Annotated in this window: 11 protein-coding genes; 1 reads left to right on the top strand and 10 read right to left on the bottom strand. The window is 41.6% G+C overall.

Annotated features, from left to right (window positions below):
- Positions 1–235: 235 nt before the first annotated feature.
- A complete protein-coding gene (locus H6F92_RS21950; RefSeq protein WP_190359477.1) occupies positions 236–1363 on the top strand; it encodes a class I SAM-dependent methyltransferase in 1128 nt (375 codons plus the stop codon).
- 47 nt (positions 1364–1410) lie between these two features.
- On the opposite strand, the gene bchB is transcribed toward H6F92_RS21950, so the two are convergent.
- The 10 genes from bchB to H6F92_RS21900 all read right to left on the bottom strand — a co-directional run bounded on the left by bchB (position 1411) and on the right by H6F92_RS21900 (position 11829).
- Complete coding sequence (gene bchB / locus H6F92_RS21945; protein ID WP_190359476.1) at positions 1411–2937, bottom strand: ferredoxin:protochlorophyllide reductase (ATP-dependent) subunit B; 1527 nt, start codon at positions 2935–2937, stop codon at positions 1411–1413.
- Positions 2938–3092: 155 nt separating this feature from the next.
- On the bottom strand, positions 3093–3689 hold the full coding sequence (locus H6F92_RS21940; RefSeq protein ID WP_190359475.1) for a ParA family protein: 597 nt from the start codon (positions 3687–3689) through the stop codon (positions 3093–3095).
- A 204-nt stretch (positions 3690–3893) separates the two neighbouring features.
- On the bottom strand, positions 3894–4481 hold the full coding sequence (locus tag H6F92_RS21935; protein WP_190359474.1) for a prepilin-type cleavage/methylation domain-containing protein: 588 nt from the start codon (positions 4479–4481) through the stop codon (positions 3894–3896).
- A gap of 247 nt (positions 4482–4728) precedes the next feature.
- Positions 4729–5202: a tRNA (cytidine(34)-2'-O)-methyltransferase gene (locus H6F92_RS21930; protein ID WP_190359473.1), complete on the bottom strand. Its 474-nt coding sequence runs from the start codon at positions 5200–5202 to the stop codon at positions 4729–4731.
- 188 nt (positions 5203–5390) lie between these two features.
- A complete protein-coding gene (locus H6F92_RS21925) occupies positions 5391–5732 on the bottom strand; it encodes a hypothetical protein (protein ID WP_190359472.1) in 342 nt (113 codons plus the stop codon).
- Between the two features lie 192 nt (positions 5733–5924).
- Positions 5925–7007 carry an HpaII family restriction endonuclease gene (locus H6F92_RS21920; RefSeq protein ID WP_190359471.1) on the bottom strand — a complete coding sequence of 361 codons (1083 nt, stop codon included), beginning with the start codon at positions 7005–7007 and terminating at the stop codon, positions 5925–5927.
- Positions 7008–7020: 13 nt separating this feature from the next.
- Positions 7021–8061: a DNA cytosine methyltransferase gene (locus H6F92_RS21915; protein ID WP_190359470.1), complete on the bottom strand. Its 1041-nt coding sequence runs from the start codon at positions 8059–8061 to the stop codon at positions 7021–7023.
- A 189-nt stretch (positions 8062–8250) separates the two neighbouring features.
- Positions 8251–9912, bottom strand: a complete 1662-nt coding sequence (locus H6F92_RS21910) for an NAD(P)H-quinone oxidoreductase subunit 4 (RefSeq protein ID WP_185240000.1) — start codon at positions 9910–9912, stop codon at positions 8251–8253.
- Positions 9913–10036: 124 nt separating this feature from the next.
- Positions 10037–10741, bottom strand: a complete 705-nt coding sequence (locus H6F92_RS21905; protein WP_190359469.1) for an ABC transporter ATP-binding protein — start codon at positions 10739–10741, stop codon at positions 10037–10039.
- Positions 10742–11091: 350 nt separating this feature from the next.
- Complete coding sequence (locus H6F92_RS21900) at positions 11092–11829, bottom strand: septal ring lytic transglycosylase RlpA family protein (RefSeq protein WP_190359468.1); 738 nt, start codon at positions 11827–11829, stop codon at positions 11092–11094.
- Between the last annotated feature and the right edge of the window lie 3 nt (positions 11830–11832).

The raw sequence follows: 11832 nt of genomic DNA, 5'->3' as shown, positions 1-11832 counted from the left end.
CCCCCCGTTGGGGGCGTGGCGCCGCCCCCAAACCCCCCGCGCATTAGTTTTTCGGTGGGATGCTTACACGCAGCTGCTGATACGTCTGTAATAATTTAAGAGTCACTGATAATTGCTGATTGTCGGTATTTCTGCAAATGTGAGATACAGCCTTCCTAATTCCCATTTCATAATTCCCATTTCATAATTCCTAATTCCCATTTCATAATTCATAATTCATAATTCCCTGATCAAGATGAATTTAGAAGCAATCATCCTAGAGGAAATTAGACAATCAGCAGCGGGTCGAATTAGCTTCGATCGCTGGATGGATTTAGCTCTCTATCACCCCGATTATGGCTATTATACCTCTGGAAAAGTAGAAATTGGCTCAAAAGGTGATTTTTTTACTTCCTCGTCCCTAGGGGCAGATTTTGGCCAATTGTTGGCGGAGCAATTTGTCGAGATGGCGGAATTTTTGGGCAATTCGCGAGGATTTACTTTAGTGGAAGTGGGAGCAGGTTCGGGAATTTTAGCTAAGGATATCCTTGATTATTTAAGTCATAGCTATGCTGATTTTTATGAAAATCTCAGTTATATAATTATCGAACAATCTCAGAAACTCAGGGAAAGACAACGGGCAACTTTAGCGGGATATTCCCCGGTATCTTGGCAAAGTTGGCCGAATTTAGCCGATAATTCCCTTGTGGGTTGTGTGTTTAGTAATGAGTTAATCGATGCTTTTCCTGTCCATCGAGTTGTGATCGAGTCGGGAGAATTACGAGAAATTTATCTGGGATTGGGGGAACCTTTTCAGGAGATTATCGCAGATTTATCCACCAACAGCATCAAAGACTATTTTGATTTAGTCGGGATAAATATTCCTTCACCACTTTATCCGGAGGGTTATCAAACCGAGGTAAACTTATTAGCTTTAGACTGGTTAGAAACGGTTAATCGCAAACTCGATCGAGGTTATATCTTAACCATAGATTACGGTTACACTGCCGAAAAGTATTATCATCCCCAAAGAAGTCAAGGAACCCTACAATGTTATCGACAACATCAGCGTCATGATCATCCTTATTTGTGGGTGGGAGAACAAGATATTACCACTCATGTGGATTTTACTGCTTTACAACGTCAAGGGGAGAAATTAGGCTTAAAAAATCTCGGTTTTACTCAGCAAGGATTATTTTTAATGGCTTTGGGATTAGGGGATAGATTAAATCAACTTTCTCAAGGAAAAATCGATATATTAACTATATTTCAGCGTCGAGATGCCCTACATCAATTAATCAATCCCACCGGTTTAGGAGGATTTGGAGTGTTAATCCAGGGGAAAGGAGTAGAGGAAAGAATACTTCAGGGATTAAGTAAATAACTTAAAAAAAGGGCTGAATGCTGTTAACTTTCAGCCCTAAGAAATAATTAAGCTCCTACGGATTCTTTAGCGGCATACATTACCTCTAAAGTTATTTCACCAATACCTCGCTCCCGGGCAAATTTTTCGGTATTTCGTTTGACTTTCCCCCGCACAAAACCGGGGATTTTCTGTAATTCTACCGTAGCTTCCTTATTCCAATTTAGGTCAGAATCTGCCGAAATACCTTTAGTAATTACCTCTTTTGTATCATGACCACCGAATATCTCTAATAGGTGATCTTCCATACCCAAAGTAAAGGAATTATAGACCAAATCGGCGATCTGATTAGTGCCTTCGTAACCTAAGAAAGGTTTATAACCGAGGGGGAAATTTTGGATATGAATAGGTGCAGCAATTACTCCACAGGGAATATCTAAACGTTTGCCGACGTGACGTTCCATTTGAGTACCAAATATCGCCGCTGGTTCTAATCGAGCAATAGCATCTCCTATCGCCCCATTATCATCACTAATTAACACTTCATCGCAATATTCACTCACTTGTTCCCGGAACCAATCGGCATCATACTTGCAATAAGTCCCCGCTAAAACCACATGGATTCCCATCTCCCTGGCGAGAATTTTTGTCATAGCGGCTGCGTGGGTATTATCACCAAAAACCACCGCTTTTTTCCCGGTTAAATTCTGACAGTCGATGGAGCGAGAAAACCAAGCAGCTTGGGAGATATGCAGAGTTTGTTCATTGATAAAATCTTCGTAATCTACTGCCGCACCTTGGGCATTAATTACCTCTTGAATTTGGCGAATACAGCGGGCTGTTTCCACCACTCCCATGGGGGTAATATCAACGTAAGGCATAGCGAATTCGCTTTCGAGATATTTGGCTGTCATTAATCCCACTTCTCGATAGGGAACCAGATTAAACCAAGCGCGGGGCAGATTTTTTAAGTTGTCCACCGAGGCAGCTTCGGGGATAATTTCGTTAACTTCAATGTCCAAATCTGCCATTAACCGCTTTAATTCTGTGCGATCATGTTGGTTATGGAAACCGAGGGTGGTAATACCGATAATATTAACCGAGGGTTTAGGGGTTTTCTGGGAGATAATTTCCCCTTTTCTCTGGGCTTTATCGAGGTAATATTTGATAATTTGATAGAGGGTTTTATCGGCCGCTTGTAGTTCATTATAGCGATAGTGGTTGACATCGGCCAGCAGCACATCTCCCTCGGCATCCTGTCGCGCTCTTTCGACAAAGTTTTGTAAATCCTCTTGGAGAATACTGGAGGTACAGGTGGGGGTTAAAACGATTAAATCGGGACTTTCTTCGCGATCTTTGCGAACAATATTATCGACGACTTTTTCTTGGGAACCCCGGGCTAAAACATTACGATCGACAATACTAGCAGTGACGGGGGTAAAATTACGCTCCCTTTCCAACATCGAGCGCATGACGTTAAAATAATCGTCTCCCAGAGGAGCGTGCATGATAGCATGAACATTTTTAAAGGAACTGGCGATCCTTAACGTGCCAATATGAGCGGGACCCGCATACATCCAATAGGCCAATTTCATAGAGGGTTCTCCTACAGTCAGACTTTTTTGATTGTCTCAGACTTTACCGATTTAGGAGTGAACGCTTAACGGAAGATTACAAAAAGTCCCCATGCAGATTAAGTATCTTTTCGGGGAAAAATGACACAAATATTAATATTAACTTTTTTAACAATTTATGTCATTAGGGCAAAAATTTCTTTACCGACCGCTTGGTAACAAAGCCAACCGAAATTGGCCCGGGTGTCGGGATAATCTTTGACGATGACTCCTTTTTCGGCCGCTCGTTCAAAAGCCACTAAACGGGGAATTTCTCGCTTAAATACGGGTAATTTTGCTTCTTCTAGAGCTTTCCGCGCTTCCCGTCCTGTTTTTGTCCGTGAATCCACTTGGGTTAAAAGAACTCGATAATTATCGGTCATCGTGGACAGCAATTCTGCCGCTTTAATTGCGACATCGATATCGAGATGATTGGGAGTGGTGGGTAAGATTAATAAATCGCTGCCCTGAGCTAAATCTTTTAACTCGTCTGGCTCCGGCCGGGCCTGGGTATCGACGATAATATGAGTGTATTGTTTCACCAGTCCCGTCGCTCCAGCTTGGGACGCTACCATAAAAGGAAGGGTATCTTCCCGGGACCAATGGAGAGCCGAACGATTTTTATCCGCATCAATCAATAAGGTGGGCGCTTTTTCTTGAAAATAGGCGGCCAGATGAATCGATGTGGTGGTTTTCCCGACCCCTCCCTTCAGTGCTACGACGGAAATAATCATGAACGGCTCGATCGAATAAGTGAGTATTTTCTAGTGTACTCCCAGACGGACTGAAAACCGTCTAAGTTTCCCCCCAGAAAGGCTATCTGTCGGGATTCTTGATTTTTGAGCGTGGCTCTCTCGACATTATTATGGTGTAAAGTGTTCGTTAATGTTAGATTTTGGGCTGATGCCCTCCCTTAGATAACGATAACTTTTGCCGCTTTAACGCACACATCTATTATCTTGGCGAATATCCCAACTACCATCAACGCGGAATAAAAATAAACAGCGTTTGTCCGGTGTACCGGGAGCAACTAATGTAATTCTGCCTAACTGTCCCCAAGAACCGCCTAAACCCCCCCTTGTATCGGCCCAACTAGCGCGATAAATTGTACCTTGATTACCCGCAGGTCCACTAACTCGGCGTAGGGTAGAATTATTAGTATCGATGCTAACGCCGCGAGTGATGGGAGTCCAATCGGTGACATTTTCACAGCGGTCTCCTTGTACTTTTGCCACTTTAATCTGTTCGGTTTCACTTGCTGCCATGCACAAAGATAGGGGATAAGAACCTTCTCCCATGGCTTGATAACGGGTATTTTTCCACTGTTGTGATATTTCAAAGGTGGCGATATTTAAGCGAATCCACGCCATTAAACGCTGATAAACAGAAAGGGCAATGGTTAAGAGAATTCCTAATAAAATTATGGTAACTAACATCTCGACTTGAGTTAAGCCAGAGGTGGATTTTTGCCGATTAAAAAGCTGTAAATTGCGAAAAAAATTGAGAGAAAGGTCAAAGATATTCATGAGCCTAATCTTGCCTTTTTATTTTCAATAAATTATGTAATTAACAAGGAGCAACAATTAATTTGCTCTAGGATAATCCACATAATTTCTTGCTGTTATTACGGACAAGATTGACGGCGATCGCTATTTTTTTCTGATACTAGCAAAAAAAGTTATTTTTAGGCAAAAATGAGCTAAATAAAAGCAATTTTCTAATTTTTGGGGTCAATTCAGTTTATTTGCTCTGTTTATATAGCCAAATATCCCGCTAACGAATAAATCCCAATTGTCGTCGGGCCTCAAATAATCCGATCGCCACACTAACGGAAAGATTTAAACTTCTCACCCCCGGTTCTGCCATGGGAATATAAACCGTGTCATCGCACTTATTTAATAAATCTGCCGGAATACCGTCGGTTTCACTGCCAAAAAGTAGCCAATCTCCGCTTTGATAGGTGTACTGCACATAACTGCTGCTGCCGCGCACGGTAAACCCGATCGCCCTTCCGCCGCTCTTTTGTTGATATGCACAGAAGTCATCTATTGTCAAGTGGTACAGAAGTTTTACATAAGGCCAATAATCTAAGCCGGCCCGCTTCAGATAGCGATCGCTAATTTCAAAACCCAAGGGACCAACTAAATGCAATTCTGTCTTGGTTGCGGCGCAAGTACGGGCAATATTCCCCGTATTTGGCGGAATTTGCGGATTAATTAAAACCACTCGTAAAATCGGTTCAGTCATCAGTAATCAGTAATCAGTAATCAGTAATCAGTAATCAGTTATCGGTTATCGGTTATCAGTTCACTGTTCACGGCAAAAAACTCCCCACCTCTCAATTCATAATTGATAATTTAAATTTATAATTCCCACTTCCCATCTCCCTTGGGTGAGGACTAACTATACTGGATTCTCCCCCACCCCAGTCAAACTTATTTTAAATTGGCATAACTATCCATACTCAACGGGACTAAATCGCCATGGATGGTCAAACCTAACAACATTGTTTCATTAGCGGGGATTAAATTGCCTGTAAGGGCGCAAATCTCATTTTTTCTAGCTGTAGCGTTAAATACTGCCCTTATATCGCTGGCACAAAACTGAGGTCGATAATCTCCTGATTTCTGCTGAACGAAATTCCACAAGACATCGCGAATGAGTGCTTGATAACCTTGATTGCCGGAAATCTCTTTCAGCTTGTCCTTGAGGACTCTTTCCAGACGAATGCTGGTGACTTCCATATCGGTAGTGGTGGTGCGTGTGATTGTCCGCATAATTTTTCTCTCCCGAATACTAAACAGATTGGTGTTACAAGTGTAGTATAAGAAAGATACCTTTAACAAGCACAACCGGCGAAACCATCACCTCTGTTGCTCTTTTATTATCACCTCTAGGGAAAAACCGCGTCTAGTCAGAATCCTATTTTGCTGTTAGAAAAAACATTGCTTAACTCTGAAACGTGATTGCTATCTGAATCTTACCTGAAGGCATAACTTAATATAATAATTTCCTTCTTCCTGATATACAGTTCCATAATCATGTCTTGTTCTACTAGGTACATCCAGCTTAGTTTGAGTAAAAAGACAATCTTCAAAAGTTTTCCTATCTAACAAATAATAGGAAAGAACTTCACCATTCCTTGTGACCACTAAAAATCCATTAGGTGTATTATCTTTTTTCCAATCTTCCGAAGCTTTTAATCCTAATGTTATATCAGTTAAAAAGTTTTTTATCTTTCTCTCATAAATTTCTCCGACATTTTGCAGTTCATAGCCACAGGGATTATCCATTGTCATTTTTTTGTGCAATTCTATTATACTTTTATTATTTTCACCACTATAAGCATTTAGCAGTAAGTTCGCCACAATAATTGGCATACTATCATCTATCAGGATGAGATTTCTATAAAAAGTGTTAGTAAACTCTCTGGTTTTTAACTCGTCAAATACTATTTGACACTGACCCCTAATTGTTCTTAAAATTTTTGTTGCTGATTCCAACTCTTTCAACTTTGGAATATCAAGATTATTATTGCTTTCAATCCTATAAATAAAAACCGTTTTTTTACCAGCATTAAAAATTGTTGGTGATTGACCTAATTTAGATTTGATTGAGAAACTGAAATTGTCATGCCTATCTCTTTTTGTATCAATAATTCCAATTTCTATATCTTTAACATTTCTTGAATCTTGTTTAATATTTTGACAATTGATACTTTTGAGAAAATCTTCGATGGCTGGAATAGAAAAACTCCTTCCTTGACTATTTATAATAGCTTCAAATATGTCATTTGCTTTATTAATGAAATCCTGAACAGAAATTCTTTGATTGATGCAACCACTTCTTTTAATGACGATTTCAGAGAGATTATTTTCTAATTGAAATTCTACTTTTTCTAGGTTCTCATAGTGAAAAACTCTGCTTATATAAAAGAAATCTGAGAGTTTTTGAAAACTCGCATCACCTTTATAAAGTTTTTTTTGTCCCAACAAGTAAAATAATACATAAACTTCAGTCCATTCTCCCCTATTATAGCTGCGATAATTCATGGTGTTTTTTCAATTATGTGAATAACTCTAATTGTTTTCCTTGCCAGTCTGTAAATTTAACGTTTACATTTGATTTCTTCGATAAATCTAAAGTTTTAATCACCTCTTTTGCCACCGCTTCTACTACAGGAATAGCCACAGAATTACCGAACTGTTTATAAGCTTGGACATCGCTAACAACAATCTGAAAACTATCGGGAAATCCCTGTAATCTTGCCCATTCTCTGGGAGTCATTCTGCGGACGAATAATTTATTTACTTCTCCCTTAATGCGAGTAACGGGAGTGAAATTAGTCAGTCTTTTATCGATAACTAAATTTCTTTCTTTTCCCATACCTCCCACCACAATAGCATTAGCGATCCCATCGGGAGAAATAATCTCATAACCGAACCCATTACCTTTATTTTGGTGTCTGGCCTTGTGTTTAAACAAAGTTTCTAAATACTGATTAGAGAGATAATATTTAACGCTGACTTCCTTTTCTTCTAGGATATCTTTGAGACAAGTTTCTTGATGGGTTGGTTGAGGATAGGAAAAATGGTAAATATTTAAATCTTCTCGAAAACCGACAATAAAAATTCGGGGACGGTTTTGAGGAACCCCAAAATATCTGGCATTTAAAATCTGGGGACTAGGGACAAAATAATGCAAATCCTTTTCTAGTATATCTAAAATAGTTTTTAAAGTTTTACCTCGATCATGATGGACTAACCCCTGGACATTTTCTAAGATAAAAGCTTTCGGTTTCTTTTCGTGTAGGATCCGGGCAACTTCAAAAAATAAGGTTCCGCGTGCATCTTCAAAACCGTGTTTTCTGCCGGCGATACTAAACGCTTGACAGGGAAAACCGCCACAGAGTATATCATGATTGGGGACAGTTTTTACCTCTAATTTTCTGATGTCTTGATTATCGGGTAAATGACCATAGTTAGCCAAGTAAACCTTTTGGGAGTGAGGATCGATTTCCGAGGAAAAAACGCATTGACAACCGAGATTCTCTAGAGCGATTCTAAATCCTCCTATACCGGCAAATAAATCAATAAAAGTCCACATATTTTATCTATTCTAAGCTTCTGTTTTGATCCCAGAGACGATATTATACTAAATCTGGTTATTGAGTAGAAAACGGGTTTCTCCGAGAAACCCGTTTTCTGTACAAATGCTCGCATCTTTCTCCTCGCCCAAAAAAATCAGGAGCAGAATTTCCACTCCTGATAACCTATTCACTTTAGACTTGCCAATTTATTGGAATATACTGGCAACCTTGGCGCTTACGTCGGGTTGAGTTTCAGCGTAGATATTTTGACGAGTAGCGGCGATTTCTGTGTAAGCTTGACGCACTTCCGAGTTAACTGCCACCGTTTTCACATCGTAGATACGGGTAGCCAATTGGGGATAGAAACCGATAGCGACAATCAAAGCGAGGAAAGAGACAGCGATAAAGATTTCTCTGGGTTTAGCGTCAATATATTCTGATTCGTCAGGAAGGACACAGCTAGTACCAAAACAAACTGCTTGTTCGTTGCTTTTGTTGGGGAGAATGTTAGTAATATCGCAGGAAGAACCATCTCCGTAGAAAACTTGACGAAGCATGGAGAGTAGATAAATCGGGGTGAGGATTAAACCAACGGAAGCGAGGAAGACAGTCACAACCCGGAAGGTTTGGCTATAAACGTCACTGCTAGTGACACCGATAAATACAGTAATTTCACTGGCAAAACCGCTCATTCCGGGTAACGCTAGGGAAGCCATGGCGCCGGCAGTAAAGAGAGCGAAGACTTTCGGCATCGCTTGGGCAATCCCACCCATCTCGTTTAAAGCTAAGGTATGGGTGCGGTCGTAGGTGACACCAGCAAGGAAGAATAGGACGGCGGCAATTAAACCGTGGGAGAGCATTTGTAACATAGCGCCGCTAATACCCACATCGGTAAAGGAAGCAATCCCTAAAAGGACGAATCCCATGTGTGAAACCGAGGAATAAGCGAGACGGCGTTTCATGTTTTGTTGACCGAAGGAAGCGAAAGCACCGTAGATAATATTAACGACACCGAGAATCGCTAGAATCGGGGCAAAGTAGATGTGTGCATCCGGTAGAAGACCCATATTAAGACGGATTAAACCATAACCACCCATTTTAAGGAGAACACCAGCGAGAATCATCGATACAGGTGCAGAAGCTTCACCGTGAGCATCGGGGAGCCAAGTATGGAGGGGGAAGATAGCGAGTTTGACACCGAAAGCGATTAATAAACCAGCGTAAAGGACTAATTCTAAAGCGAGGGGATAATCTTTAAATCCTAATTCCGCCATATCAAAGGTCATCGCACCACCACCGTAAAGGGCCATGGCTAGACCGGCAACGAGGATGAAGATAGAAGCGGCGGCGGTGTAGAGTAAGAATTTAGTGGCGGCATAACGACGTTTTTGGCCACCCCAGATGGAAACGAGTAGATAAACGGGAATTAACTCGATTTCCCACATTAAAAAGAATAATAATAAATCTTGGGCGACGAAAACACCAATCTGAGCGGCGTAGAGCAACAGCATCAGGAAGTAGAATAAACGGGGTTTACGGTCCACTTGCCACGCGGCCAAGATAGAAAGGGTTGTCACCAATCCTGCTAATAAAACTAACGGTGCCGAGATACCATCCACCGACACCGCCCAACTTAAACCAATTTGGGGAACCCAATCGATTTTTTCCACTAATTGTAGGTTGGGGTTGCTTAAATCATATTTTTGTAAAAAGACGTAACACATTAATATAAAGTCTGCTAGTCCGACTCCAAGAGCGAACCAACGAACAGTTTTTCCTTCCTTGTCGGGGATTACAGGGATTAGGAAGGAGGCAAGCAAGGGGAGCAAAATGATGGCAGTGAGCCAGGGGAAGTTAGCCGTTAGCATGGCAGTAAGAAAAAATACCTATTTCGTTATGTGTTCATTCTATGCGACTTTGTAAAATTTTGTTAATATTTTTTCTCCTACATTTACCATAGAATTTTATCTATAGTTGCCGCATCATCATCGATCAACCCAAATAGGCTTGTTTGACCCGCTCATCCCTGAGTAAATCCCCGGCTTTTCCCGCAATAGTCAAGCGTCCCGCTTCCAAAACATAGCCGCGATTGGCAGTTTCTAGGGCTAAATTGGCGTTTTGTTCCACTAACAGGATAGTAGTTACTCCCGATTCATTTAATTTACGGATAATACTGAAGATTTCTCGCACTATCTGCGGCGCTAGTCCTAAACTGGGTTCGTCTAGTAACAATAACTTGGGACGACTCATTAAAGCTCTGGCGATCGCCAGCATCTGCTGTTCCCCACCGCTTAGGGTTCCCGCTAACTGCTCTCGGCGCTCCGATAGTCGGGGAAACAGTTGCCACTGCTTTTCGATATCGCTTTTTACTTCTAGGCGATCGCTTCTCGTATAGGCCCCTAACTGCAAATTTGTCAAGACTGTTTGACGAGCTAAGATTCTTCTCCCTTCCGGACTATGGGCAATTCCCCGTTTAACGATTTCATGGGGGGGTAAATGGGTAATATCTTGACCCTGATAAATGATTCGCCCTGTCTTTGCCGTTAAAATCCGAGATATCGTCTTTAGAGTCGTCGTTTTTCCTGCTCCGTTCGCTCCAATCAGGGTGACAATTTCCCCTTCTTCTACCCTTAAGCTAACCTGCTGTAATGCCTTGATTCCGCCATAATTAACCGATAAATCGCTAATTTCTAACATAAACCCAGTCAAATCTCAATAGGATCACTATAGCAGTTATCAGTGATCAGTGATCAGTTATCAGTTACCAGTGATCAGTTATCAGTTACCAGTGATCACTGATCAGATGTGAGTTTTTAGTCAGTCCCGATGAAAAAATTTTCACCCCCACAGATGAAAGAGGTTTCCTTCCCTACACCCCACACCCTACACCCTCTTTCAAGTCAGAGATAAGGAGGAAGTCTGAGCATTTGTACTAAATTTTCCCAGACACAAATTAACAGTGCTGTCTTTTCACTGTTTACTGATTACTGATTACTGATTACTGATAACTGTTTACTGATAACTGTTTACTGATAACTGATAACTGATTATCTGCCTAAAACTTCCAAGACCACTGGGGCAACTCCCGATTGGAAGACACCGATAATCGCTGCCGCACCTCTGGAGAGATCGATGAGGCGACCACCGCTAAACGGACCGCGATCGTTAATTCGCACCACCACCGAGCGCCCGTTACGCAGATTAGTTACCCTAACCTTGGTGCCGAAAGGTAGATAGCGATGGGCGGCGGTTAAACTACTAGAGTTAAAAGTCTCACCACTAGCGGTGCGACGACCGTGGAAACCAGGACCATACCAAGAGGCCATTCCCTTTTTACGGGGGCGACTGCTGGTTTTTACCGCTTGGCTTGTTTTCGGCTTCTCTGGCGGTGTCACTGAGGCAGGATTGCTGGCCGGGACTGGTTTGACTTGATTGGGTTGTGATTGGGGTTGTATCGTCGAAGGAATGGCCTCTTGGGTCTGGGGTGTAACGCTTGCAGGGACGGTATTTTCTTTGTCCACTAGGGACTCCAAAGTTTTTAGAATTTCGTTAGCATTATCTTGAACCGAACGTGATACTTTAATATTTGAATCGGATGTTCGACTGTTAGAAAAAGCGGACAGAACGGTTTGAGTAGTTGACTCGATAACAGTTTGACGACCTACGCTAATATCCGTCAGGCTGTTGCTGTGTCCTGCTGTCTGGGAACAAATTATCGAGGCTGTAGTCCCCACTACGGTAAGGGCAGTTACAGCTTGTAGTTTGTTGATCAGTTGTTTATTCATAGA

This window comes from Microcystis wesenbergii FACHB-1317 (assembly GCF_014696875.1).
GTDB classification, from domain to species: Bacteria; Cyanobacteriota; Cyanobacteriia; order Cyanobacteriales; family Microcystaceae; genus Microcystis; species Microcystis wesenbergii_A.
The sequence above is the reverse complement of the archived record's forward strand: the minus strand, read 5'-3'. Positions and strand labels throughout refer to the sequence as shown.

What these genes read in the sequence shown, in the direction of transcription:
- H6F92_RS21950 (WP_190359477.1), top strand. Translation starts at nt 236, where the DNA reads ATGAATTTAGAAGCAATCATCCTAGAGGAAATTAGACAATCAGCAGCG.
- bchB (WP_190359476.1), bottom strand. Translation starts at nt 2,937, where the DNA reads ATGAAATTGGCCTATTGGATGTATGCGGGTCCCGCTCATATTGGCACG.
- H6F92_RS21940 (WP_190359475.1), bottom strand. Translation starts at nt 3,689, where the DNA reads ATGATTATTTCCGTCGTAGCACTGAAGGGAGGGGTCGGGAAAACCACC.
- H6F92_RS21935 (WP_190359474.1), bottom strand. Translation starts at nt 4,481, where the DNA reads ATGAATATCTTTGACCTTTCTCTCAATTTTTTTCGCAATTTACAGCTT.
- H6F92_RS21930 (WP_190359473.1), bottom strand. Translation starts at nt 5,202, where the DNA reads ATGACTGAACCGATTTTACGAGTGGTTTTAATTAATCCGCAAATTCCG.
- H6F92_RS21925 (WP_190359472.1), bottom strand. Translation starts at nt 5,732, where the DNA reads ATGCGGACAATCACACGCACCACCACTACCGATATGGAAGTCACCAGC.
- H6F92_RS21920 (WP_190359471.1), bottom strand. Translation starts at nt 7,007, where the DNA reads ATGAATTATCGCAGCTATAATAGGGGAGAATGGACTGAAGTTTATGTA.
- H6F92_RS21915 (WP_190359470.1), bottom strand. Translation starts at nt 8,061, where the DNA reads ATGTGGACTTTTATTGATTTATTTGCCGGTATAGGAGGATTTAGAATC.
- H6F92_RS21910 (WP_185240000.1), bottom strand. Translation starts at nt 9,912, where the DNA reads ATGCTAACGGCTAACTTCCCCTGGCTCACTGCCATCATTTTGCTCCCC.
- H6F92_RS21905 (WP_190359469.1), bottom strand. Translation starts at nt 10,741, where the DNA reads ATGTTAGAAATTAGCGATTTATCGGTTAATTATGGCGGAATCAAGGCA.
- H6F92_RS21900 (WP_190359468.1), bottom strand. Translation starts at nt 11,829, where the DNA reads ATGAATAAACAACTGATCAACAAACTACAAGCTGTAACTGCCCTTACC.